Annotated in this window: 22 protein-coding genes and 1 riboswitch; of the genes, 15 read left to right on the forward strand and 7 right to left on the reverse strand. The window is 70.9% G+C overall.

Annotation, left to right across the window (positions count from 1 at the left end):
• Window positions 1-359: 359 nt before the first annotated feature.
• The 5 genes from ACFY3V_RS23340 to ACFY3V_RS23360 all read left to right on the forward strand — a co-directional run bounded on the left by ACFY3V_RS23340 (window position 360) and on the right by ACFY3V_RS23360 (window position 5,221).
• Window positions 360-1,448, forward strand: a complete 1,089-nt coding sequence (locus tag ACFY3V_RS23340; protein WP_362902104.1) for an LCP family protein — start codon at window positions 360-362, stop codon at window positions 1,446-1,448.
• 373 nt (window positions 1,449-1,821) lie between these two features.
• On the forward strand, window positions 1,822-2,436 hold the full coding sequence (locus tag ACFY3V_RS23345) for a DM13 domain-containing protein (RefSeq protein WP_389776143.1): 615 nt from the start codon (window positions 1,822-1,824) through the stop codon (window positions 2,434-2,436).
• A 15-nt stretch (window positions 2,437-2,451) separates the two neighbouring features.
• The gene (locus ACFY3V_RS23350; RefSeq protein ID WP_362902108.1) at window positions 2,452-3,057 is read left to right on the forward strand and encodes a transcriptional regulator; all 606 of its coding nucleotides are present in this window, start codon (window positions 2,452-2,454) and stop codon (window positions 3,055-3,057) included.
• Window positions 3,058-3,327: 270 nt separating this feature from the next.
• Entirely contained in the window at window positions 3,328-3,651 is a 324-nt protein-coding gene (locus tag ACFY3V_RS23355; RefSeq protein ID WP_350942023.1) for a rhodanese-like domain-containing protein, read from the forward strand.
• A gap of 63 nt (window positions 3,652-3,714) precedes the next feature.
• A riboswitch (TPP riboswitch) is annotated at window positions 3,715-3,853 on the forward strand.
• Window positions 3,845-5,221, forward strand: coding sequence for a cytosine permease (locus tag ACFY3V_RS23360; RefSeq protein ID WP_350942025.1), 1,377 nt, complete (start codon window positions 3,845-3,847; stop codon window positions 5,219-5,221). It overlaps the preceding riboswitch by 9 nt.
• A gap of 107 nt (window positions 5,222-5,328) precedes the next feature.
• Here ACFY3V_RS23360 and ACFY3V_RS23365 read toward each other — a convergent pair whose 3' ends face one another.
• A complete protein-coding gene (locus ACFY3V_RS23365; protein ID WP_362902111.1) occupies window positions 5,329-5,913 on the reverse strand; it encodes a methylated-DNA--[protein]-cysteine S-methyltransferase in 585 nt (194 codons plus the stop codon).
• Window positions 5,914-6,038: 125 nt separating this feature from the next.
• Between ACFY3V_RS23365 and ACFY3V_RS23370 the strand changes: the two genes are divergently transcribed.
• Together ACFY3V_RS23370 and ACFY3V_RS23375 are read left to right on the forward strand one after the other, a co-directional pair.
• Window positions 6,039-7,910, forward strand: coding sequence for a PAS domain S-box protein (locus ACFY3V_RS23370; RefSeq protein ID WP_389776148.1), 1,872 nt, complete (start codon window positions 6,039-6,041; stop codon window positions 7,908-7,910).
• Window positions 7,911-8,067: 157 nt separating this feature from the next.
• Complete coding sequence (locus ACFY3V_RS23375; protein WP_362513493.1) at window positions 8,068-8,517, forward strand: ATP-binding protein; 450 nt, start codon at window positions 8,068-8,070, stop codon at window positions 8,515-8,517.
• A gap of 118 nt (window positions 8,518-8,635) precedes the next feature.
• Here ACFY3V_RS23375 and ACFY3V_RS23380 read toward each other — a convergent pair whose 3' ends face one another.
• From ACFY3V_RS23380 to ACFY3V_RS23395, 4 genes are all read right to left on the reverse strand, one after another.
• Window positions 8,636-8,848: a hypothetical protein gene (locus ACFY3V_RS23380; protein WP_350942030.1), complete on the reverse strand. Its 213-nt coding sequence runs from the start codon at window positions 8,846-8,848 to the stop codon at window positions 8,636-8,638.
• 477 nt (window positions 8,849-9,325) lie between these two features.
• Window positions 9,326-10,021 carry a YidC/Oxa1 family membrane protein insertase gene (locus tag ACFY3V_RS23385; protein ID WP_389776152.1) on the reverse strand — a complete coding sequence of 232 codons (696 nt, stop codon included), beginning with the start codon at window positions 10,019-10,021 and terminating at the stop codon, window positions 9,326-9,328.
• A 281-nt stretch (window positions 10,022-10,302) separates the two neighbouring features.
• Complete coding sequence (locus ACFY3V_RS23390) at window positions 10,303-10,569, reverse strand: DUF6412 domain-containing protein (RefSeq protein ID WP_350942032.1); 267 nt, start codon at window positions 10,567-10,569, stop codon at window positions 10,303-10,305.
• On the reverse strand, window positions 10,566-10,733 hold the full coding sequence (locus ACFY3V_RS23395; RefSeq protein ID WP_350942034.1) for a hypothetical protein: 168 nt from the start codon (window positions 10,731-10,733) through the stop codon (window positions 10,566-10,568). Before ACFY3V_RS23395 ends, ACFY3V_RS23390 begins: the two co-directional genes overlap by 4 nt.
• 129 nt (window positions 10,734-10,862) lie before the next feature.
• On the opposite strand from ACFY3V_RS23395, the gene ACFY3V_RS23400 reads away from it, so the two are divergent.
• Window positions 10,863-11,558 (forward strand): response regulator transcription factor, encoded by a 696-nt coding sequence (locus ACFY3V_RS23400; RefSeq protein ID WP_350942035.1) that lies wholly within the window; start codon window positions 10,863-10,865, stop codon window positions 11,556-11,558.
• The gene (locus tag ACFY3V_RS23405) at window positions 11,555-12,682 is read left to right on the forward strand and encodes a HAMP domain-containing sensor histidine kinase (RefSeq protein ID WP_350942037.1); all 1,128 of its coding nucleotides are present in this window, start codon (window positions 11,555-11,557) and stop codon (window positions 12,680-12,682) included. The genes ACFY3V_RS23400 and ACFY3V_RS23405 overlap by 4 nt, the downstream gene beginning before the upstream one ends.
• Before the next feature lie 132 nt (window positions 12,683-12,814).
• Here the strand turns inward: ACFY3V_RS23405 and ACFY3V_RS23410 are convergent, their stop codons facing one another.
• Window positions 12,815-13,348: a hypothetical protein gene (locus ACFY3V_RS23410; protein ID WP_362902122.1), complete on the reverse strand. Its 534-nt coding sequence runs from the start codon at window positions 13,346-13,348 to the stop codon at window positions 12,815-12,817.
• 227 nt (window positions 13,349-13,575) lie between these two features.
• On the opposite strand from ACFY3V_RS23410, the gene ACFY3V_RS23415 reads away from it, so the two are divergent.
• The 3 genes from ACFY3V_RS23415 (at window position 13,576) to mptB (ending at window position 16,214) form a co-directional block, all read left to right on the forward strand.
• The gene (locus tag ACFY3V_RS23415) at window positions 13,576-13,929 is read left to right on the forward strand and encodes an STAS domain-containing protein (protein WP_350942041.1); all 354 of its coding nucleotides are present in this window, start codon (window positions 13,576-13,578) and stop codon (window positions 13,927-13,929) included.
• Between the two features lie 48 nt (window positions 13,930-13,977).
• Window positions 13,978-14,658, forward strand: coding sequence for a glycosyltransferase (locus ACFY3V_RS23420; RefSeq protein WP_350942042.1), 681 nt, complete (start codon window positions 13,978-13,980; stop codon window positions 14,656-14,658).
• A 95-nt stretch (window positions 14,659-14,753) separates the two neighbouring features.
• Window positions 14,754-16,214, forward strand: coding sequence for a polyprenol phosphomannose-dependent alpha 1,6 mannosyltransferase MptB (gene mptB / locus ACFY3V_RS23425; RefSeq protein WP_389776159.1), 1,461 nt, complete (start codon window positions 14,754-14,756; stop codon window positions 16,212-16,214).
• On the opposite strand, the gene ACFY3V_RS23430 is transcribed toward mptB, so the two are convergent.
• On the reverse strand, window positions 16,096-18,732 hold the full coding sequence (locus tag ACFY3V_RS23430; RefSeq protein WP_389776162.1) for a hypothetical protein: 2,637 nt from the start codon (window positions 18,730-18,732) through the stop codon (window positions 16,096-16,098). The two genes, mptB and ACFY3V_RS23430, sit on opposite strands and share 119 nt — an antisense overlap.
• Window positions 18,733-18,799: 67 nt before the next feature.
• On the opposite strand from ACFY3V_RS23430, the gene ACFY3V_RS23435 reads away from it, so the two are divergent.
• The 3 genes from ACFY3V_RS23435 to serS all read left to right on the forward strand — a co-directional run bounded on the left by ACFY3V_RS23435 (window position 18,800) and on the right by serS (window position 23,010).
• Window positions 18,800-20,311 carry a glycosyltransferase 87 family protein gene (locus ACFY3V_RS23435; protein ID WP_389776164.1) on the forward strand — a complete coding sequence of 504 codons (1,512 nt, stop codon included), beginning with the start codon at window positions 18,800-18,802 and terminating at the stop codon, window positions 20,309-20,311.
• Between the two features lie 156 nt (window positions 20,312-20,467).
• Window positions 20,468-21,388, forward strand: coding sequence for a prephenate dehydratase (gene pheA, locus ACFY3V_RS23440; RefSeq protein WP_350942047.1), 921 nt, complete (start codon window positions 20,468-20,470; stop codon window positions 21,386-21,388).
• Between the two features lie 359 nt (window positions 21,389-21,747).
• Window positions 21,748-23,010, forward strand: coding sequence for a serine--tRNA ligase (serS, locus tag ACFY3V_RS23445; protein ID WP_362902130.1), 1,263 nt, complete (start codon window positions 21,748-21,750; stop codon window positions 23,008-23,010).
• The last annotated feature ends 38 nt before the right edge of the window (window positions 23,011-23,048 follow it).

The following is a 23,048-nucleotide window of genomic DNA, read 5'->3' on the forward strand; positions in this document are numbered from 1 at the left end:
CGACGATCGCATTGTTGGTCGCTAACCACCTGTCTGAGTACTTTTACATAGGGAAACCTTGGCCGCCTCGCGGCAGGTTCCTGAGCCACGACGTAGCGTCGATAATGACGTTTTCACCATGAGATCGAGAAGTGGCGGGACAAGACGTGGCTGACAGGCCCGAAGACGACGATCGCACCCGCGCGTTGCGATCGCCCACGCCGGGGCCCGTGCCGTCGAGAGCGGCCGGGCAGCCCGCCTACCCCTCGCCTGGCGGCCCGGGGGCGCCCGTCAGGGGGGCGTCGGCCTCCTCACGGGATACGCCCGTCCGACAGGAGGCGTCCGCGCGCGAGGTGCCGCCCTCCCGGGGAGGCGGGCGGGTGTACGGCAAGGCCAGATCGGGTTCCGGCCCGGTCAGGCCGCTGAACGCCCCCTCGGCCCAGCCGGGGGGCTCGGGCGGAGGCTCCGGCGGCCAGGGCGGCGGGTTCGCGTCGCGCATGCCCGCCTGGCGGCCGAAGCGCCCCGGCAGGCTCGCCGTGCGGATCCTCGCCGGACTGGTCGTCGTGCTGCTCATCCTGGTCGTCGTCGGGTATTTCACGGTCAACTCGCGGCTGACCCGGGTCGAGGCGCTCACCGACTACGAGGGCCGTCCCGCCGACACCCCCGGCACCAACTGGCTGCTGGTCGGCTCCGACAGCCGTGAGGGCCTGACCGCGGCCCAGCGCAAGAAGCTCGCCACGGGCAAGGCGGTGGGCCGCAGGACCGACACGATGATGCTGCTGCACATCCCCGAGGGCGACGACCGCCCGACCCTGGTCAGCCTCCCGCGTGACTCGTACGTGCCGATCGACGGCCACGGCAGCAACAAGCTCAACGCCGCCTATGCCTTCAAGGGCGGTCAGCAGTTGCTTCCCAAGACCGTGGAGCAGGTCACCGGGCTGCGCATCGACCACTACATGGAGATCGGCTTCGGCGGCTTCGTGGGGATCGTGGACGCCATCGGCGGGGTCGAGATCAACGTCAAGCAGGCGATCAAGGATCCCAAGGCGGGGATCAACCTGAAGAAGGGCCTGCAGACCATGGACGGCGGGACGGCCCTCGGCTACGTCCGCACCCGCGCCACCGGCGCGATCCCCGACCTTGACAGGACCCAGCGCCAGCGCCAGTTCTTCTCCGCGGTGGTGAAGAAGGCGGCGAGCCCCGGCGTCCTGATCAACCCCTTCACCTCCGTCCCGCTCGCGCTGAGCGCGGCCGACTCGGTGACCGTCGGCGAGGAGACCGGCGCGTTCGACCTGCTCTCCCTCGGCCTCGCCATGGGCGGCGACCCGATCACCACGGTCGTGCCCATCGGCTCCCTGCCCACCATCGACGGCCAGTCCGTCGTCAAGTGGGACCGGGAGAAGGCCCTGCGTATGTTCGAGGCCCTCGCCCAGGACAAGCCCGTCCCCAAGGACGCCCTCGGCAAGTGACCTTCTCCCCGGCCTTCCGACTCCCCGGCCTTCCGAGGACCTCGGCCCAGCCCGTTTTCGATCTTCGCGACCCGCTCGTCCCGTGCCGGACAACGGCGTCGGAGGTCGAACGGAGGCGACCGGGCCGCGTCCTTCGGAGACCGGGGAGTCCCGTCGTGTCACGCGGGAGCGGGGCGGGGCGTCGAGGGGCGGCGGGGTCGAGGCGGTCGGCGCCGTCGTGTCACGCGGGAGCGGGGCGAGGACTTCGCGGTCGTAAGCAGTCCGTAATCGATCGAGGGCGGCGCCGCGGATAGCGTCGGCGTCGAGGCCGGAGGGACATCTCGGCTTTCTCCTCGTGGCCGGAAGCCACGGGACCCGACGCCGGAGGTATCCCATGAGAGTCAAGAGGTTGCTCCGACACCCCGTCACCTGGGGCGTCCTGGCGTTGGGCGCCGTCGCGCTCGGTGTCGCGCTGTACCTGTTCCAGCCGTGGCGCCTGTTCACCGTCGTCGAGGTGAACGAGGCGCTGCCCGTGGCGACCGCGCCACCCGGAGCCGAGGCCGCCCCGCAGGGCGAGCCTTCCGCGTCCTCGGAGTCCTCGGAGTCCTCGGAGTCCTCGGAGTCCTCCGCGCCCTCCGAATCCCCTGCGCCCGCTCGGGAGCCGAAGACCCTGTCCAAGGGCACGTTCATCTCCCACGAGCACAAGACCGAGGGCAGGGCGAGGGTGCTGGAGCTGCCCGACGGGAGCCGGGTCCTGCGGATCGAGGACCTGAACACCTCCGACGGGCCTGACCTGCGGGTCTGGCTCAGTGACCAGCCCGTCAAGGAGGGCACCGCGGGATGGTTCAACCTGGACGACGGCAAGCACCTCGAACTCGGCGACCTGAAGGGAAACAGGGGCAACGCCAACTACGCCATTCCCGCCGGAGCCGACCTCGACAGCCTGAAGTCCGTCACCATCTGGTGCAAGCGCTTCAGCGTCTCCTTCGGCGCCGCCGCCCTGACCTGACACAATCTCCGACCCATGAGGGTTTCTGAGGAACTGCACGCGATCGGCCGCCCGCTCGTCGAGGCGCAGCTCGCCCACCCGACGGTGGTGGGCATCGCACGGGGAGACCTGCCGGAGCGGGTGTTCCGGTCGTGGCTGGAGCAGGACTACCTGTTCCTGCTCGACTACGTCCGTGTCTTCTCGCGACTCGCCTGGCAGGCTCCGGACGGGCATCTGGGCGACCTGGTGGACCTGGCGCACGCCACCTTCCACGAGGAGCTGAGCCTGCACCGGTCGCTGTCGGCCGAGTTCGACGCCGACCTCGGCGGCGCGAGGAAGGGGCCGGCCTGCGCGGCGTACACCTCCTTCCTGCTCGACTCCGCGGCCGTCTACGCCGACGGTCTGGCCGCGCTCTACCCCTGCATGTGGGGCTACTCCACGCTCGGCCGCGTCCTGGCGGAGAACCCGCCCGAGGAGCCCCGCTACCGCGCCTGGGTGGACACCTACGCGCACCCCGCCTTCGCCGAGCTGACCGAGCGCATCGCGGTGATGATCGACGAGGTGGCGCCGGATCCCGGCAGGGCGGGGAGGCTGTTCGCCGAGGGGATGGCTCACGAACTCGCCTTCTGGGACGTGCCCTGACTTCTGGGACGTGCCCCGACAGCGGGACGTGGGTGAACGCCTCCGCGGCCGGGTCCTTCCGCCCTCCGCCGATCTGCCGGATTATCGGTTCTCCGTTGGGCGCTCCCGGCCGCCCTCGGTGAACGGCTTCCCCGCCCCGCCGGTGAACGGACAATTCGGCAGGCTGGATGTCCCCAATTAGCCTGCTATCAGGGGAAATTGAAGGTCCGGATGAGGGCATCCGAGCGGCTTCGTGCCCCATCCGGTGGGGGACGTTGGAACAATGAGCGCATGAGTGTTCCTGAAGTTGAGGTGCAGGCCGTGCCGGAAGACGCGTTCCTGCTCGACGTACGCGAGAACGACGAGTGGCGTGCCGGGCACGCGCCCGGTGCCGTCCACATCCCCCTGGGCGAGCTGCAGGCGCGGGTCGACGAGGTGCCCAAGGACACACCCGTCTACGTGGTCTGTCGGGTCGGCGGCCGTTCCGCGAACGCCGCCGCCTGGCTCAACCACGTCGGCTGGGACGCGATCAACGTCGGCGGCGGCATGCGGTCCTGGGACGGCGCGGGACGCCCGATGGTCGCCGAGAGCGGTCAGGACCCCTTCGTCGCCTGAGCCGTACGCACCGGGCGAGGGGGAGCCCTTGCTAGGAAAGGAATGAATGGCATAATCGGGGCGAATGTCTACCGCGGGAGCTCGGGCGTAACCGGGCTGAGAGGGCGGAATCACGCAGAGGGTCTCGAACCCTCCGACGCGCCGCCGACCGCATGAACCTGTCCGGGTAATGCCGGCGTAGGGAGTGTGCGTGATGACGTCTGCCGCCGTTGATTCCACCAAGGGCCCCGGAGATCCCGGGGACTCAGGGGCGGTCGAGGCGCCCCTCACGCTCGGCGAGGCTCCTCCCAAGGCCCTCGGCGTGCTCGACCAGGGCGCGCTCTGGGCCAACCTGGGAGTCAGCCTGCTCGGGTTCTCCGGTGCGATCGCCCTGATCAACCCGCTCGGGGACCGGCCGCTGAGCTTCGTGGCCGCGATCCTGGCCGCCGTCGTGGGCAGCGTCATCGGTACCGCGATGGTCGGCCTGGCCGCGATTCCCGGGCAGCGGACCGGCGCTCCGGCGATGGTCCTGCTGCGCGGCCTCTTCGGGGCCAGGCTCTCCTACCTGCCGACCGTGCTGAACATCATCCAGATGCTGGGCTGGGGGGCCTTCGAGCTGTGGGTGATCGCCCAGGGCGCCCAGGCCATCGCCGGGTCCTTCGGTGTCGAGGTGCCCTACGCGGTCTGGGTGGTCGTCGCGGGGGTGATCACCACCGCGCTCACCATCCGGCCGCTGGGAGCGGTCCGCCTGCTCCGCAGGTACGTCACCGCCGGTGTGGTGATCTCGATGATCTGGTTCACGATCGCGCTCTTCCAGCGGGGACCGGCGATCGGCGGCGGATCCTGGGAGGCGTTCGCCCCCGCGGTCGACTACGTGATCGCGCTGTCGGTCTCGTGGGTGCCGGTCGCGGCGGACTTCGCCCGCTTCTCCCGCTCCGGCAGGGCCGCGTTCACCGGGGTCGTCGGCGGCTACACGATCGCCCAGGTGGCCTGCCTCGTCCTCGGCATCGCGGCGCTCGCACTGGTCGGCAACGACCCGAACCAGGTCTGGGACCCCTTCGTCGCCGCGGCGCTCGGCCCGCTGTTCTTCGGCATCCTGGTGCTGCGCGAGACCGACCAGTCGTTCGTGAACGTCTACTCCACCGCGATGTCGCTGCAGAACCTGCTGCCCAGGCTGGACCGCCGGATCATCTCCGTCGCCATCGGCGTGCTGGTCACCCTGCTCGCGATCTTCGTCAACGCCGAGACCTACACCGGCTTCCTCGGCCTCATCGGAGCGGTCTTCGTGCCGATGTTCGCGGTGCTCGCCGCGGACTACTTCCTGCTCGGCGGCGCCGATCGCTGGGACACCTCGGAGACCGCGCCCTCGCGCCCGCTCATGGTGGTCGCGTGGGTGCTGGGCTTCGTGACGTGGTGGATGCTCGCCGCACTGCCGACCGCTCCGGAGGTCGCGTGGTGGACCTCGTTCTGGAACGGCGTCCGCGACGCGCTCGGCTTCGTCCCGCAGCCGTGGATGAGCGCGTCCGTCGGCGCGTTCCTCGTCGCGGGCCTCGCCACCCTGGCCCTCGGCGCGCTCCGGCGCCGCTCCTGACCGTGCCGGCCGTGCGGTTTCCGGTCGGTGGCATACGAGGGCGTAAGGCTTCCTGTCGCACGGGAGCGTACGCCTTCGGCCGGGCGGGGAGGGACGGGCGAGGCGGTCTACGCGCCGCCGGGCGCGCGGGCCGTGGCGGTGGACTCGATGCGCAGCAGGCGTTCCTTGGCGGCGGACCCTCCGGCGTACCCGCCCAGAACGGCCTCGCTCTCGACGACCCGGTGGCACGGCACGATGACGCACACCGGGTTGCTGCCCAGCGCGTTGCCGACCGCGCGCAGCGCCCGCGGCCTGCCGATCCGCTCGGCGATCTCGCGGTAGGTCGTCACCGTCCCGTACGGCACCGCGAGCATCATCTGCAGGACGGTCCTGGAGAACTGGGTCGCCAGGCGCAGGTCGACCGGTGTGGTGAAGGCGCGGAGCCTGGCGGAGAAGTAGGCGTCCAGCTCCCGGCGGACGGGATCGAGCCGCCGGGCGTCCGGCCCGATGAACGTGCCGACCTCCCTGCTGATCCGTTCGAAGACGACGTTCTCGTCCTCGTAGCTGCAGGCCACCACACCCCTGCCCGTCACCGCGAGGGTGAGACGCCCCAGCGGGCCGTCGAGCGTGCCGAACGCGATGTCGGGATGGCTCGTGCCGACGTAGTCGGGCGAGGTCACCCGTAGCAATGCATCGATGTCGCCGGATGACATGGCCCCACCCTTTCGTATCCAGGTGTGTGGTGACCGCAGAGTATCGGACGGATCGCCCGGCCAGTGGCAACACGTGCGGGACGAAAGTGCCAAGATCAGACCGGTTGAGACGGCACTATGGGTCTGTGGTGGACTACAGGGCCGACAGTGACGGCGGTATCGGCCGTGAGGTCGTCGCCGCGGCGCCCAACGCGATCGTCGCCATCGATCGCGAGCAGACGGTGCTCGCCTGGAATCCCGCCGCCGAGCGCCTTTTCGGCTGGTCGGCGAAGGAGATCGTCGGGCGCCGGGCGCCGGTGGTCCCCGAGGAGCTGACGGCCGAGCACAACGCGGTCCTGGAGAAGGTCCGCACCGGCGGTGAGGTCTCGCTGAGGACCAAGCGGTTTCGCCGCGACGGCAGCCTGATCGACGTACGGGTCGACACCGGCGCGCTGTCCTCGCCGGACGGCGCCCTCCTCGGCTACGTCAGCGTCTACCACCTGGCCCAGGACGACGAGACCGCGAACGAGCGCAGCGTCCGCAGGGCACAGCTCGTCCGCAGGCTCACCGACGTGGTCGCCGACATCAACGCCGAGCTGGAGCTGCCCGCCGTGCTCGACCGGATCGCGGCGAGCCTTGCCGACCTGACCGGGGCCGACGCGGGCGGGTTCGTGCTGATCGAGGGCGACAAACTCAGGCTCGTGGCCTGCCACAACCTTCCCGACACGATGCGCGACTCCACCGCCGACCTTCGCACCAGCCTGGTCGGCAAGCTGCTGCGCGAGGGCAGGACCGTCCTGCTGGAGACCGGCGACCAGAGTCGCCTGGACGATCTGATCTGGTCGCGGCTGCCCGGCCTGCACACCATCGCGCTCGGCCTCGCCGCCATGGGCGGGCGGCCGTACGGCGCGCTGTACGCGCTGTTCGCCAAGCGCAAGGTGAGCCACCTGGAGCTGGAACTGCTGGAGCTCCTCGCCGGTCACGCGGGCATCGCCGTGGGCAACGCGATGGCCTACCAGGAGGCCGTACGCCAGCGCGCCCACGAACGGGCGGTGTTCGACGCCAGCGCCGACGGCATCGCGGTCCTCGACGGCGCGGGCAGGGTCGTCCGGTGGAACCCGGCCGCGAGCGAGCTGACCGGTTTCCACGCCACCGAGGTGATCGGCGGGCCGCCGCCGTTCGAGCTGCCGAGGCCCGGGGACAAGCTCGGCATCCAGCTGCCCTCGGGCACCTGGCTGGACGTGCTCTGCGCGGAGATCGTGGAGACGGGCGAGATCGTGGTCGACTTCCGCGACGTCACCCGCGCGAAGGAGCTGGAGGAGGCCAAGGACCTCTTCCTCGCCACCACCAGCCACGAGCTGCGCACGCCGATCACCGTGGTCCGAGGCTTCGCCAGCACGCTCGACAGCCGCTGGGACGGCATGACCGACGTCGAGCGCCGTGCCGCCGTGCACACCATCGCCGAGCGGGCCCGCTCTCTCGGTCAGCTCATGGACCACCTGTTGCTGGGCTCGCGCGCCGGGGCCGGCGAGCTCGTGCTCAGGATCGAGAGCTTCGACCTGGCCGAGCTGGTCGGGCGTGCGACGCTGGGTCTGCCGATCCTGTCGGACCTGCACCGCATCGAGGTCGCCGTCCCCGACGACCTGCCCCTGGTGTCCGGTGACGCGCTGGCCACCGACATCCTGCTGGCCCAGTTGCTGGAGAACGCCTTCAAGTACTCACCGGACGGTGGCCTGATCAGGGTCGAGGCATGGGTGGACGGCGACCGGGTGGTGCTGGTCGTGGACGACGAGGGCGTGGGAATCGCCCCCGCCATGCGGGAGCGCGTCTTCGAACGTTTCGTCCAGGCGGACAGCGGTGACCGCCGCAGATTCGGCGGGGTCGGCCTCGGCCTCTACATCGTGCGGAGCCTCGCGCGGGCCCAGGAAGGGGAGGTCACGGCGCATCCGCGCCCCTCGGGCGGCACCCGGATGAGGTTGGCTCTTCGTATTGCCGACACGCCGAGCGCTCTTACCTGATCGACACGCCGAAGCGGTAACGAGCCGGTAACGGATGTGCTGATCTATTGTCGAATGTGCACAAGCTGTAATTGGTGTGCGGTTTCCAAGACTATCTAACGGGGCATTTCGGTCGTACTGGGGTGAGTTCCTCAGGGGGGAACAGGCATACGGGGAGGTGAGTGCGTCGAGCGTCGTTCTGTTGCCGTATGCACCGTCCAGCGTCGCTGTCGCACGCCAACGCCTCTGCTCTGACCTGCAGGAACGGGGTGTGTACGAGTCCGCCATCGATGACGCGGTGCTCGTGGTCAGCGAGCTGCTGAGCAATGCGCTGCGTCACGCTCACCCCCTGCCATCAGGGCAGATCAGGGTGTCATGGCGCTGGACCGAGGAGCATGTCGAGGTCGCTGTGAGTGACGGTGGCGCCGCCACCGAACCGCGGGCGGGACGCCCGGCGCTCTCCTCCCTGGGAGGGCGAGGACTCGGAATCGTCGAATATCTGGCCTCCACCTGGGGCGTCAGGCACGAGGGAGACATCACCACGGTGTGGGCGTTGGTCGCGGCGGTCGACACGGTAGGTAACGGCCGTGTTTCCACCCCCGAACCCGCCCTCAGGGAATGCGGGTAACGCTCCCGACGGTGTCCCGCCCCACCTCACACGTCACGAGGCAGGGCGGGATCCCGATCTCCGCGTGCTCACCCGGGGCCCGCCGGGCGGCGTTGTTCGGTGGGCGGCTACGCGGGTTCTACGCGTAGAGGAACCACTTGTCGTACTGGGGGACGCAGCTGTACGAGGTCCACCAGCCGCTCTGGATGCCGAGGTTTCCGACCCGGTGGCAGTCCCAGTCGTAGTAGTAGACGTTTCTGAGAGTGGCGGCCTGTGCGGGCGCCGCGCCGACGGACAGTGTCAGGCCGGTGGCCAGCACGGCCGAGGCGAGCAGGGTCAGGGTCTTGCGCATCATTCCTCCTGGGGCATGGACGAAATGCGGTTCCGCGAAGACGTGCGATCACTCCGTCGGGCCGGACGGCACCGGAAGTATCACATCGGCACTCGCCAGGAAACAGATCACCGTCCCCGTCCCGGTCCGCGGAGCGGGCCTGACCTCGTGACACCGGCGAGGAGACGTGCGGCGAACGTGAAACGTTCACGGTGGTTTTTCGCGGGTGCCGAGCCGGTGTGACGGTGGTTCTTTCGCGGGCGTCGAACCTGTGTCGCGGTGCTTCTTTCGTGGGTGTCCGAAGCGGTGTGACGGCGCCTCCTTCGCGGATGTCGAGCCGGTGTGACAGTGGTTCTTTCGCGGGTGCCGACCCCATGTCGCGGCCGTTCTTTCCTGGACGTCGAAGCGGTGTGACGGCGCTTTCCTCGTGGAGGCCGAACCGGTGTGACGGGCACTCCCTCGCCGGTGCCGAGTTCGGTGGATCCGGGGACGGGACCCTCACGCCCCGGCGAGCGCCGGGCGGTGCAGCACCGCCTTCTCCCCGGCCGTCCAGGCCGTCGAGACGAGGAGATAGATCCCCGCCGCCAGCGGCAGCACCATGGCGACCAGAACCGTCCCGTACGGCAGCAGGGGCAGCATCCGGCGCAGCGCCGCGGGCTGGAGGTCCTCGCTCATCGTGCGCCGCATCCGGCGGGAGGTGACCCACGCCACGGCGACGAGCAGCAGGAAGAGTCCGGCGAACACCATGGTCGGACCGCTGATCAGCCCGAATCCGGCCACCGTGCCCGCGAACTGCTGCCCGAGCGGCACCCCGAGGAGCCCGTGGGTCAGGAGCGTGTTGGCCTGCCCGGCGATCGTCGAGGAGACGAACACCTGGTACGTCACCATGAGGAACGGCATTTGTGCCACGGATGGCAGGCACCCGGCCAGCGGCGAGGTCTTCTCCCTGGCGTAGAGGGCGGCCATCTCCCGCTGGAGCCGCTCGGGGTCGCGGCCGTACCGCTTCTGGAGTTTCCTGAGCTCCGGCGCGAGGCGGGTCCTGACCCGCTCGCCCCTCGCCTGCATGACACCGAGCGGAAGCAGCATGAGCCGGACGAGGAGGGTGAAAACGACGATCGCGAGCGGGGCCGAGCCCAACGGCTCGGCGAGCACGGCGATGAGACCGGCGGTGAACGAGATGACGGGGTCGAACATGGAAGGGCCCTTCTGAGCGGAGTGAAGACGGCGCAGAAGGCACCCGCGAACCGCGAGGATCTTTTCGGGACGCGTGCGCGGCGCGCGAAGGCCGGGTGTCCCGGAGACATGCCGATCACGCATGTACGGGGTTACCGGTCATGTGCGCGGGTGACACACGGCGATCGCGTGCGCGTGGACGCACGGCGACCACATCTGTGCGGACACACGGTGATCAAGAACACGGGGGACACACGGCGATCACGCGCGTCGGGCACGGAGGTCGCGAGAGGTCGCGGGGGTTACGCGGGCGCCGGGCCCGCGGAGGGTGCTCTGGGCCGGGACCTCCCGGCCGCGTCGGGGTCGCACTGCCGGACGAACATCGTCAGCCTGGCCCGGTCGCGCCGGGACAGCGGTGACCGTGACCCCGTACCCGAGGTGACGGGCGCCGGACGCAGCGCCCAGGCGAGCAGGAGCACGCCCAGCCCGACCACGGCGGCGGCCGTGAGGACACCGCCGCCGTCGAACATCCAGACCGTCAGGGTCTGGACGGCGAGCAGTAGGTTCACTGCTTGAGCTTGCCGACCACGGTGACCGCGGCGACGACCACGAGGGCGAGCACCCCGAGCACGAGCGCGAACTTCAGCAGCCCGAAGAGGGCGGGCAGCACGAGCCCGAACACCACGTAGAGCGCGAGCAGGACGCCCAGAACCCCGAACACGATACGACTCATACGCTCTACCGTACGTCGGCCTGGGAAACGGCGAGGGCCTTGATCATAACGAAGGTCATAACGATCCAGTCCTTACGGACCGATGACACGAATGAGGGATCGTTCCCTCGCGGGCCTACCGTGGAGGCCATGAACGCGCGGATTCTGGTGGTCGAGGACGATCCGATGGTGGCCGAGGTCGTGGCCCGCTACCTGGAGCGCGACGGTCACGCGGTCGACTGCGTCGGGGACGGCGCCGAGGCGCTCAGGCGCGCGCTGGCCAACCCGCCCGATCTGATGGTGCTCGACCTGATGCTTCCGAAGATGGACGGACTCCAGGTCTGCAGGAAACTCAGGGAGCGCTGGCCGGTCCCGGTGATCATGTTGACCGCGCTCGGCGAGGAGCTGGACAGGGTCGCCGGCCTGGAGACCGGTGCCGACGACTACGTCACGAAGCCGTTCAGCCCGCGTGAGCTGGCCCTGCGCGTACAGTCCGTGCTGCGGCGGGCGCGCGGCGCCTCCCTGCCCGCCGGTACCGGCGTGCTCAGGGACGGCGAGCTCACGGTCGACGTCGGCGCCCACGAGGTGCGCCTGCACGGCGACGAGGTCCTGCTCACCGCCCGCGAGTTCGACCTCCTCGCCCACATGATGCGCAACCCCCGCCAGGCCTTCAGCCGCTCCGCCCTGCTCGACCAGGTGTGGGGCTGGTCCTTCGGCGACTCGTCCACGGTGACCGTGCACGTCCGCCGCCTCCGCGAGAAGATCGAGCCCGACCCGACCGCCCCCCGGCGCATCGTCACCGTGTGGGGCGTCGGCTACCGCTACGAACCGCTGGCGGAGTCGTGATCCCCGAGATCCTGCTGATCGTCGCGGTCACCGCCGGGCTGGGCCTGCTGGTCGCGCTGGCCGGGCTGGGCGCGATGCGACTGCTGCGCGAGCGGTCGATCGGCGTGATGCTCGCGGTGGTCGTCGTGGTGACCGTGGTGGCGACGGTGGGCGGAGTGGTCGCCATCACCCTGAAAATGATCATCGAGGGTACGCCGAGGGACATCGTGCTCAGCGTGGTCGTCGTGGGCGGCCTGGTCGGGCTGGGCGTCGCCACGGTGCTCTCGCGCCGGGTCGTGGCGGCGAGCCGCAGGCTCGTCGACGCCGTGCACGCCGTATCGCCCTCGGGGGAGTTCACCCCACCGAGGGGATTGCCCGCCGAGCTCGGCACGATCGCCGGGAGCCTGGACCAGGCGTATCGGCGGCTGCGGCTCGGCCACGAGCGCGAGCGCGCCCTGGAGAGCGCCCGCCGAGAGCTCGTCGCCTGGGTCAGCCACGACCTTCGCACCCCGCTGGCGGGCATGAGGGCGATGGCCGAGGCCCTGGAGGACGGGGTGGTCTCCGACGAGGAGACCGTCCGCCGCTACCACCGGCAGATCCGCCTGGAGGTGGACCGGCTGTCGGGCATGGTCGACGACCTGTTCGAGCTGTCCAGGATCCACGCCGGGACACTGCGCCTGTCGCGCAGCAGGATCGGCCTCGGGGATCTGGTCGCCGACGCGCTGGCCGGGGTCGAACAGCTGGCCAGGGCGAAGGGGGTGCGCCTGACCGGCGAGGCCGACCAGGTGGTCCCCGTCCAGGCCGACGCCGCCGAACTCTCCCGGGCGCTGCGCAACCTCGTGGTCAACGCGATCAGGCACACCCCGGGCGACGGCACCGTCGTGGTCCGCGCCTCGGCCGAGGACGACATCGCCTGCCTGTCCGTCGCCGACTGCTGCGGCGGCATTCCGGCCGACGACCTGCCCCGCGTCTTCGACGTCGCCTTCCGCGGTGAGACGGCCCGTACCCCCAGCGCCGACGGAGCCGGAGCGGGCCTCGGCCTGGCGATCGCGCGAGGCATCGTCGAGGCCCACGAGGGGTCGATCGGCGTCGTCAACGCCGACGCCGGCTGCCGCTTCGAGATCCGGCTGTCACTCTCCGCCTGAGCGGCCGGGTGCCGGGTGCTCCTTCGTCCGGTTCGTCCGGGCTTCGTCCGGGCGGCCAGGTGCTCCTTCGCCTGGGCGTTCGTGTGTTGAACGGTCGAGCCCAGGTGCGGGGGCAGGACGGTCGAGGGACGGTCAGTTCGCGCCCGTGCCGTTGGAACCCGTGCCGCCGGCGGCCGGCGCGGGCGTGACGTGGTCATCGAGGTTCTCGGGTCTCACAGCGACCATGAGGGCCATCTGCGCGCACTCGTCACCCTCGGTGTCGCGTTCGACGTGCTGGCAGGAGGTCAGCCTCCTGGTGGTGCCGAGAGATTCCACCATCGCCCGGAACGTCGGGCACGGCCAGCGCCACATGCAGCTGCGGCAACGCAGGATCGGATGCGCGGTGTCGCTCGTGACGCCGCCCGCGTCGCGCGGCCGGTGCAGGTCGAGCAGCCTGACGCCGAGCGTGGCGAAGTCGAGGAGCTCCTCACGCGCTCCCTCAAGGAAGTCCAGGTCCTCGGTCGACAGGCGGGTCCTGATCGGGATGTGCCCCTCGTGGTCCACCAGTTTTCGCAGTGAGCTCGCCGCGTCGCGCCACGAGGTGGCCTTGTCGGTACGAGTGATCATGGACTCCAGGTGCTCCCGGAGCCGCTTCCGCTGGAGATCTTCGGGTAGGTCGGTGTTCATGATGCGTTCGAGCCCGTTTCTTGTGACTCAACGGCCGCCACTGACGTGGCGCGGGGTGATCGGGAGGTGCCGGGTCTCCTCCCTTTCGGGCCAAGCCGTTGTTGCGTAGTGTCAAGCTTCGCGCACTCAGGGTTTCCGTGAGACGGAAACGGGGGACAAAGGGCCGGACGACTCGGGTTGTTCAAGAGAACGTGACCAGCGGCTCTCGCGCCGATAGTGTGCCCGCTGTGGAGCTAAAAGTCTCAACTCGATCTCATGCCGGGCACACCGTCGTGACCATCGTTGGCGAAATCGACCTATACACCGCGCCTCGCCTGCAGGCCGAGTTCACCCGGCTGCTTGGTCAGAGCCAGACCATGCGTGTCGTCCTCGACATGTCCGCGGTGGAGTTCTGCGACTCCACCGGCATGAACGTGCTGCTGTCCGCGCTCAAGCGGTTGCGGGAGCGGGGCGGCACACTGGAGGTGGCGGCGCCCCGGCCCGCCGTACGCAAGATCCTGCAGGTCACGGGTCTCGACTCCGTCTTCGTCGTGCACGAGACCCTGCCGGAGAAGCTGCTGACCTCCGATTCCCAAGGATGACGTCCTCCCCACGGCTGATGCCCGGGGTCACCACGCTGGAGGTGTTCGATGGCCGGCACGGCGGCGATCATTCCCGCCAAGGATGAGGGCGACAGGATCGGGGCCACCGTGGCCGCGGTCCTGGCGCTGCCCGGCGTCGACCTCGTCGTGGTCGTCGACGACGGTTCCGGCGACCAGACGGGACGGGTGGCCAAGGCCGCCGGCGCCCGTGTCGTGCGACACAGCCACAACCGGGGCAAGGCCGCCGCCATGGAGAGCGGTGCCCACGCCGTGCGCCAGCTCGACGGCGAGGAGCCCCGGCACCTGCTCTTCCTCGACGCCGATCTGGGCGACACCGCCCGTACGGCCACCGCGCTGATCGAGCCGGTCGCGGCGGGCGAGGCCGACATGACGATCGCCGTCTTCGTCACCCGGGTGAAGCTCGGCGGCCACGGGTTCGTCGTGAGACTCGCGCGTGAGGGCGTCGAGCGCGCCACCGGCTGGACCCCCACCCAGCCGCTCAACGGGCAGCGCTGCCTGACCCGGGCGGCCTTCGAGGCCGCCCGCCCCCTGGCGCGCGGTTTCGGCGTGGAGACGGGTCTCACGATCGACCTGCTCAGGAAGGGCTTCCGGGTGCGCGAGGTTCAGGTCGAGATGGCACACCGGGCCACGGGTACCGACTGGAAGGCCCAGATCCATCGGGCCAGGCAGTTCCGCGACGTCGCCCGCGCCCTCCTGGCACGCCGTTAACCCGGCATCCGGGTCCGGCACCCGGTCGACCAGGTCGGCGGGCCTGGAAGCCCGCGCCGAACCGGGCACCCCGCCGGGTGTGCTGGAATTTGCGGGTGACTCGGGATGCGTCGGTCGTCGACGCCAGGCGGAGCCCCGCCGGCGATACGCCGCGAAGGCTCGGCATCGCCGCGTTCGCAGCCGTGGGGCTCTCGGCGGCGACGACGGTTCTGATCGGGCTGCTCGGCCCCTCGGCCATGGTCCCGAGGCTGCCCGGCCCTTCCTGGCAGCCGCCGTACTCGCTGGACGTCCATCCCGGCACCCATCTGGTCATCGCCATGGGCGCCTTCGCGATCGTGCTGGGCGGGCTCGGACTCGTCGGCGCGCTCAGGTCACGGTGGGGCCCCGACCCGCGCCTGCTGCTCGCGGCCGGTTGCGCCGTGTCGGGCGTGCTCGCCTTCCTGTCGCCCTCGGGCTCGGCCGACCACCTCAACTACGCCGCGTACGGTCGCCTGGTCACGCTCGGCCTGGACCCGTACGCGATCACCCCCGCCACCCTGCCCGGCGACCCCGTCACCGGCGCGGTGGAGGAGTGGGCCGGCGTGACCAGCGTCTACGGCCCGGTCGCCACCGCAGTACAGGCACTGGCGAGCCTCGTGGGCGGTGACTCGGTCAGGCTCACGGTCTTCGTGATGGCCGTCGTCAACGCGGCGGCGTTCGTCGGTACGGCGCTGCTGCTGCACCGTTTCGCCAGGGGGGACGCGAACCTCCAGCGGCGGGCGGCGCTGCTGTGGGCGGCGAACCCGCTGATGATCTACCACCTCGCCGCCGGGATACACGTCGACACCCTCGCCGTCGCCTGCATGGTCGCCGCGCTCACGGTGCGCGGCGCAGCCTCGGGGCTGATGCTCGGGGTGGGCATCGGGGTCAAGCTCAACGCCGGGCTCGTCGCCCTCGGACCCGCGTGGGAGTTGCGTCGCTCGCCGGGCAGGCTCGCCGTGGTGGCGGGGACCGCGACGGCCACCGTGGTGGCGATCTACGCCGTCGCCGGGCCGCACGTGCTCGATCAGGTGAGCGCCGCCAGTAAGAGGGTCTCCCTCGCCACCCCCTGGCAACTCGTCAAGGTGGGGCTCCAGTCGCTCTTCGGGCCGGGCGCGTACTCGGCGTGGATCCAGATCGGGTCCCTGCTCCTGATGGCCTGCCTGGCCTGGCTCGTGCTGCGGGCGCTGCCCGCCGACACCGCCCCGGCCGTGGCCGCCGCGATGGTGGTCGCCTGGCTGTTCGCCGCCCCGTACGCGCTGCCCTGGTACGACGGGCTGGCCTTCGCGCTGCTGGCGATGGCGTCCTGGCCCGCGTTGGAGGCGTTCATGGTGGCCAGGGTCGCCGTGCTGTCGCTCGCCTACCTCCCGGCCAGGGAGATAGCGCGGCCCGATGACCTGCTCTGGACCAAGACCCTGCTCAGGGAGACGGTGGTGCCGTGGACGCTGCTGGCACTGACGATCGCCCTGGTGTGGTGGGCGGCGAGAGCCGGACTGCGCGCACGCAGGCGGCCAGCGTCAGCGGCACCGCGACCGTGAGCGCCATCGCGGGGATCGCGATGCCCGAGTCGTTCATCAGAAACCCGATCAGCGAGCAGGCCAGCGCCCCGATCAGCCCGGCGCGCAGCGCGGGCGCGAGCGTGTAGGCCCGGCCCAGGGCCGAGGCTCCCCACCGCGAAGGGCGGTCGAGCACCAGGAACAGGAACGCCAGCGCGACCAGCGTGAGCAGCGACAGCGACCAGTTGCCGACCGTGACCCCGATCATCGCGCCGAACTTGCGGCCGACCACGGTCCAGGCCTCCCCGTCCAGCACCTGCTGCACGAAGGCACCCAGGTGGGTGCGTTGGTCGGCGGGCCGCATCCAGTCGGCCACTGCTATGGCGCCGATCAGCAGGCTGCCCGCCAGGCCGACCAGGATCAGTCTCATCGGTGAGACCCGCCCGCCGGACACCAGGATCATGAGGATCGCGACCCCCACCAGGAACGCCGGGACCCCGCCGAAGTCGGCGCCCCACGCGGGCCAGCCGTCGGCGAACACCGCCAGTCCTCCGTACGCCGCGCACACCGCGAGCGCGAGCGTCCGACGGCCACCCGAGATCAGCCACTGGGCGATTCCGGCGAGGGCGAGGATCGTGCCGGCGGCGTAGACGGCGAAGGCGATGTTGCTGAAACCGTAGAAGCGTCCGCCGGTGACCGGCTCGTAGCCGGTGACCGCGTTCACCTGAAGTGCCGAGCCGGTCATCACGTCGGCCAGCAGCGCGACCGAGGTGATGGCGGCGACCACCGTCAGCGGGCCGAGCGGGTGCGCCCGCCACGGTCCGGAGAGCGCCACCCCGGCGACCGCGCAGGCGAAGCCGAGGATCGTCACGATCACCCAGACCATCGGCGCGGGCAGGCTCCACCAAGGGATCAGCTGCGCCAGGAAGGTGGAGACCGCGATCGCCCCGCTGACCACGGCGACGACCTGGATGGCCGTCAGGGCACGAGAACCACCCCAGCCCCGGCGGATCGCGACGGCGGCCAGCAGGTAGAACAGGATCTGCACCGCCACGAACACCGCGAAGAACGGCCCCCTCACCTCGCGCAGCACCTGGCTCGCCAGGTCGTCGTCGGCGAGCTTCTCGACCGTCGCCGCGACCGGCTCCTCGCTCGCCCCGCCGCCCTGCCAGGCGCGTCCCACGACCCCGTTGGGGGACTGGAGGCCCAGCAGGCCGATCGCGGTGGCGGTCAGGTCGGTGTTCGTGACCAGGCCGTCCTGGCGGGTGGAGGCGGCGGTGAGGTAGCCGCGCGGGTACGTTTCCCCGCCGGGGGACGGCCCCCGGGCGATCGCCACGTGCAGGTGAGGCGCGACCGAGGTGTCGGCCAGGCCGGCGACCAGGACCGTGGTCCCCGTTCCGGGCGCGGCCGTTCCGGGGACGGTGCCTTCGGAGGGCGTGGCCTCGGGCGTCGTGGCTCCGGGCGCGGTGGTTTCCGGCGTCGTGGTTTCCGGTGCCCGGGTCCCGGGTGCGGTGGTTTCCGATGCCGGTGCCGGTGCCGGGGTTTCGGGCGCGGTGGTCTCCGGGGCCGTGCTCGCCGTGGGCGACGCCGGGGTCGTGCCGTCGGCGAGCGAGGGGGGCAGGCGGTCGAGGACCGTGCCCACCACGCGGTCGGCCCTGGCCACGGCCTCCCGCCTGGCCTGGATGGTCATCGTGGCGAGGACGTCGTCCGCGGCGAGGGCGTCACCGGTCCAGGCCCTGGCGAGGTCATCGGCCTCGACCACGATCAGCCCGTACGGGGACAGGTCGCCCAGCTCCTCGACACTCGCCGCGTATTTCCCGATTTTTCCGGACTTGTCGGCGGCGGCGAGGGCGGCTCCCGGCCCGACGGCCGCCACCTTCAGACCCGCCTCCGCCGCGAGCCCGCCCAGCTGCCCGAGAACCGGCCGGTAGGAGGTGGTGGCGTTGAAAGCGGTCAGCTCGTCCCAGCCGGGCACGCTCGCCCCGCCGCCGGGGGTCGCCTCCGGTGCCCGAGGGGGCTCGCAACCCGTGCCGGGAGCGCCCGCGCGCTGGCCGGCCGACACCGTCAACCAGCCCGCCGCCGGGCAGGTGATCCCCCGTTCGGGCGGCGGGACCGCCCGGGTGGACATGGACGCGGACCCGCCCTCACCCGCGAGCCTCCACAGGTTCGGGGTCCGCTCCCGGTCGAGATCGCTCCACTCCAGGCCGGGCACCCCGATGATCACGACCCTTCCGGGAGGCGTCACCGCCGAGGCGCCCGTCACGCCGTCACCGGAGCCCCCCGGAACACCGAGGGCACCCGAGACGCCCGTACCGGCACCCGAGGCGTCGAGGGCACCCGAGATCCCCTGGGCTCCCGAGGTATGGGGAACAGCGGAGGCGGCGAAGGCCTCCGGAGTGCCCGGGAGGCCGAGCAGGACGAAGAGCAGGGCCGACAGCAGGGCCGACAGCAGGGACGCGGCGGTCGGCACGGTCCCGGCGACCCGGCGGAACGCCGGCCGTGTCGCGGGTCCCCCGGTCGCCGGGCACGCGCGCCCGTGACCGCTGTGTGCCGAAGCCATCCGGTTCCCCCTGTCCGTGCCCGTTGGGCGGCCACTTTTCCCCGCCCCCACGGTAACCTGCCTGCTCGTGAGGACTGGCGAGGCGACCACGACCGAGCGGCGCCCATGGACGTGGCCGTCGTGGTCGGCGTGGCTGCCCTGGCTGCCCGCGCTGCTGCTCGTCGCCGCCGCGGTGGCCCCGCTGGTGCTCCACTGGCTGGGCAATGTGGACGACCAGCGTCTGGTCGACCTGGATGTGTACCGTACCGGCGGAGCGGCGATCCTGGAGGGTCGGTCCGTCTACGGGTTCGTCACGCCCGCGCCGCAGTTGCTGCCCTTCACCTATCCGCCGGTGGCGGCGCTGTTCGCCACGCCGCTGGCGGCGGTGTCGTGGACGACGGCGCAGTGGGCGTGGACGGCGTTGATCTTCCTGACACTGGGGGTCTCCGTCCGGCTCTCCTTCCGCGCCGTGTTCGACGGGGTGGGTGGCGTGCCGGGGAGGTCGGGAGCGGCGGACGAGGTCCCGCTCTCACCGGGTTCCGCTCCCCGCGCGCCCGGTGGGGATCCGGCGCCGACGGAGGGGAAACTCCGGGGCGTACGCACCCGACTGGTCGGCTCGGGGAGATTCGGCGGGCTCGGTGGGACGGGCGGGGGGCGGCTGTGGACGCCGCTGCTGTTCGCCGCCCTGATGATCGCGTGCACCTACCTGATGCCGATCAGGGACCAGGTCCGCTTCGGCCAGGTGGACATCCTGCTCGTCGCGCTCTGTCTGGCCGACTGCGTGGCCAGGCGCCCGCTGTGGCCGCGCGGCATGCTGATCGGCCTGGCCACCGCGGTCAAGCTCACCCCGGGTGTCTTCCTGATCTACTTCCTCATCGCCGGTTTCGGACCCGGCGCGAGACGGGAGCATCGAGAGACCTTCCTCGTGGCCGCGCTCACCGCCGCGCTGCTGACCCTGCTCCCGTTCCTGGTGATCCCGGCGGACGCCGCCGACTTCTGGTTCCGCGCGTTGCTCGACCCCGAGCGGCTCGGTGCCAACGCGGCGACCACCAACCAGTCGATGCGCGGCATGCTCATCCGGCTCTACCTCCCCGACGTGCTGACGAGCCTGCTCTGGCTGGCGCTGGTCGCCGTGGTCGCCTGGTACGGCTTCCGCCACGCCCGTAGAGCGCTGCTCGACGGGCACCTCGTGAGCGGGGTGGCCCTGGTCGGGCTGATGGCCGTACTGCTCTCGCCGGTCGCCTGGATCCACCATCTGGCCTGGGTGGTCGTGGTGCTCGGCGCGTTGGTCGGTGACGGGCGCGACCCGGTCAGGCTCCGGGTGGCCGCCGGGGTCTGGCTCTACTACGTGCTGCCGATCCCCTGGTGGGGAGTGACGATCAAGGCGATGGAGATCCCGGTGCTCAGCCCGGTGCTGGGCAAGATCGTGCAGAACGGATTCGGGCTGGGCGCGCTGGCCCTGGTCTGGGTGCTGGGAGTGTGGCTGCCCCGGCGAAGGGCGACGTTCGAGGTGCTCTCCCGGCGGGATACGGCTCCGGAGGCGGAGCGGCCCGGGAGGGACGGGGGCCCCGGACGTGAAGCGGCCGTCGAGGGGACCTGAGCGGGAGGGGGCAAGGTGCGCGGCGGCCGTCGAGGGGAAGATCAACGAGGAAACGACCTCTGACGTGGGACGACTTCGACTGATCGGATAGGATTCGGTCGTATCGGTATGTAATCCTGCGCACATTTTCTGACAGTCGCCGGATACCCTGGGGCCATGCCGAAACTCGCTTACCTGGGACCGGAGGGGACCTTCACCGAGGAAGCCCTGCGCATCCTGGCGCCTGAGGCCGAGCGCCTGCCGAGCCCGAACGTCACCGCGGCCCTCGATGCCGTACGGCGCGGCGAGGCCGACGGAGCCGTCGTCCCGATGGAGAACTCGCTCGAAGGCGCGATCACCACGACCCTCGACGAGCTCGCCCGGGGTGAGGCGCTGCTCATCACCGCCGAGCTGCTGCTTCCCGTCGAATTCTCGCTCCTGGCGCGTCCCGACACCGAGATCGGCCACATCAAGAGGGTCTTCACCCACCCGGCGGCCATCACCCAGTGCCGCAACTTCATCGCCCGCGAGCTGCCCGACGCCGTGGTGGTCGCCGCCCCGTCGACCGCCGCCGCGGCGCAGGAGGTCGCGCTGCCCGGCTCGCCGTACGACGCGGCCATCGCCGCGCGCATCGCCGGAGAGCACTACGGACTGGTCGAGCTCGCGTCCGGGATCGGCGACCGCACCGACACCGTCACCCGGTTCGTCCAGGTGTCGCGTCCCGGACCGCTGCCGGAGCCGACCGGTGCCGACCGGACCTCCCTGGTCGTCTTCCTCGCCGACGACCACCCGGGCGCGCTGCTGGAGATGCTGACCGAGTTCTCCGTCCGCGGCGTCAACCTGTCCCGCATCGAGTCGCGGCCCACCGGCGACGGCATCGGCCGCTACTTCTTCCACTTCGACTTCGAGGGCCACGTCGCCGACGCCCGCGTCGGAGAGGCGATCTCGGGTCTCCACCGGGTCTCCGCCGAGGTGCGCTTCCTGGGCAGCTACCCGCGTGCCGACGGTCTCTTCCCGCAGATCAAGCGTGGTACGAACGACGGCGACTTCACCGAGGCCGCCAGCTGGCTCGGCAGGATCCGCAACGGTCAGGTCTGACCGTCACCCGGCTCGCGAGCCGGGGCCGATCCCAGGGGGCAGCCGGAGTATGCCCTTCGAAGGCGCCCTCCGAGAGGGATCCGGAGTGTGCCCGCCGAAGGCACGCCAGAGGGGGCGGGGCCGGTGCGTACCCCCGCCGAAGGCGTCCGCCGGGCGGAAACGGGGTCGGTGCGCCCGCTCCAAGGCGTCCCAGGGAGGCTCCAAGGCGTCCCGGGGAGGAAGACGGGGCCGGTGGGTGCCCGCCGAAACGTCCCGCCGGGCGGGAAAGCGGGTTCCGTTCCCGTGGCGCCACCCCGCCCCGGAGGGCGGGCGGTCAATCCGGGCGCGGGCGCGGGCAGTACATCGGTAGCCTTGTGGCTGTGATTGACCTGCGTACCCTTCGTGAGGATCCCGACCGGCTACGGGCGTCGCAGCGTGCCCGCGGTGAGGACGACTCTGTCGTCGACACGCTGCTCGACCTCGACGAGCGGCGGCGCGGCGCGCTGAGTCGCTTCGAGACGCTCCGCGCCGAGCAGAAAACCATCGGCAAGTCGGTCTCCCGTGCCTCGGGTGAGGAGAAGGCGACCCTGCTGGAGCGGGCGAAGGATCTCTCCGCGCAGGTGAAGTCCGCCGAGGCCGAGGCGGAGAAGCTCGGCTCCGAACTCGACGGCCTGCTCTACACGGTGTCCAACCTCGTGGAGGAGGGGGCTCCCGCCGGCGGCGAGGACGACTACGTCGTGCTGGAGGAGATCGGCGAGAAGCCGTCCTTCGACTTCGAGCCCAAGGACCACCTGGAGCTGGGAGAGCTCCTCGGCGCGATCGACATGGAGCGCGGCGCGAAGGTCTCCGGCTCGCGGTTCTTCTTTCTGAAGGGTGTCGGCGCCAGGCTGCAGCTCGGGCTGCTCAACATGGCCATGCAGCAGGCGATCGAGGCGGGCTTCGTCCCGATGATCACGCCCGTGCTGGTCAAGCCGGAGTCGATGAAGGGCACCGGTTTCCTCGGCGCCCACGCCAGCGAGGTCTACCACCTGCCCGACGACGACCTTTTCCTGGTCGGCACGAGCGAGGTGCCGATGGCGGCCTACCACGGCGACGAGATCCTCGACGGCTCCGCGCTCCCGTACCGCTACGCGGGATGGTCCTCCTGCTTCCGGCGCGAGGCCGGCTCGTACGGCAAGGACACCCGGGGCATCATCCGGGTTCACCAGTTCGACAAGGTGGAGATGTTCTCCTACGTCCGCCCCGAGGACGCCCACGCCGAGCACCTGCGTCTGCTCGCCTGGGAGAAGGAGATGCTGGCCAAGGTCGAGCTGCCCTACCGGGTGATCGACACCGCGGCCGGAGATCTGGGGTCCTCGGCCGCGCGGAAGTTCGACTGCGAGGCGTGGGTGCCCAGCCAGGGCAGCTACCGCGAGCTCACCTCGACCTCCAACTGCACCGACTTCCAGGCCCGCCGTCTCGGCGTTCGCTTCCGTGACTCCGGTGGCAAGCCCCAGCACGTGGCCACCCTGAACGGCACGCTGGCCACCACCCGCTGGATCGTCGCCATCCTGGAGAACCACCAGCAGGCCGACGGCTCCGTCGTGCTCCCCAAGGCGCTGCGCCCGTACGTCGGCCTCGACGTGCTCGAACCCGTCAAGTAAGCCCGCGCCGCGCGAAGAGACTCACAGTGAAGGCCCCG

This window comes from Streptosporangium sp. NPDC000095, assembly GCF_042899335.1.
Classification (GTDB): domain Bacteria; phylum Actinomycetota; class Actinomycetes; order Streptosporangiales; family Streptosporangiaceae; genus Streptosporangium.

Coding starts and splice junctions, on each gene's coding strand:
- ACFY3V_RS23345 (WP_389776143.1), top strand. CDS start 1,822: ATGAGAGTCAAGAGGTTGCTCCGACACCCCGTCACCTGGGGCGTCCTG.
- ACFY3V_RS23350 (WP_362902108.1), top strand. CDS start 2,452: ATGAGGGTTTCTGAGGAACTGCACGCGATCGGCCGCCCGCTCGTCGAG.
- ACFY3V_RS23355 (WP_350942023.1), top strand. CDS start 3,328: ATGAGTGTTCCTGAAGTTGAGGTGCAGGCCGTGCCGGAAGACGCGTTC.
- ACFY3V_RS23360 (WP_350942025.1), top strand. CDS start 3,845: ATGACGTCTGCCGCCGTTGATTCCACCAAGGGCCCCGGAGATCCCGGG.
- ACFY3V_RS23365 (WP_362902111.1), bottom strand. CDS start 5,913: ATGTCATCCGGCGACATCGATGCATTGCTACGGGTGACCTCGCCCGAC.
- ACFY3V_RS23380 (WP_350942030.1), bottom strand. CDS start 8,848: ATGCGCAAGACCCTGACCCTGCTCGCCTCGGCCGTGCTGGCCACCGGC.
- ACFY3V_RS23385 (WP_389776152.1), bottom strand. CDS start 10,021: ATGTTCGACCCCGTCATCTCGTTCACCGCCGGTCTCATCGCCGTGCTC.
- ACFY3V_RS23395 (WP_350942034.1), bottom strand. CDS start 10,733: ATGAGTCGTATCGTGTTCGGGGTTCTGGGCGTCCTGCTCGCGCTCTAC.
- ACFY3V_RS23400 (WP_350942035.1), top strand. CDS start 10,863: ATGAACGCGCGGATTCTGGTGGTCGAGGACGATCCGATGGTGGCCGAG.
- ACFY3V_RS23410 (WP_362902122.1), bottom strand. CDS start 13,348: ATGAACACCGACCTACCCGAAGATCTCCAGCGGAAGCGGCTCCGGGAG.
- ACFY3V_RS23420 (WP_350942042.1), top strand. CDS start 13,978: ATGGCCGGCACGGCGGCGATCATTCCCGCCAAGGATGAGGGCGACAGG.
- ACFY3V_RS23430 (WP_389776162.1), bottom strand. CDS start 18,732: ATGGCTTCGGCACACAGCGGTCACGGGCGCGCGTGCCCGGCGACCGGG.
- pheA (WP_350942047.1), top strand. CDS start 20,468: ATGCCGAAACTCGCTTACCTGGGACCGGAGGGGACCTTCACCGAGGAA.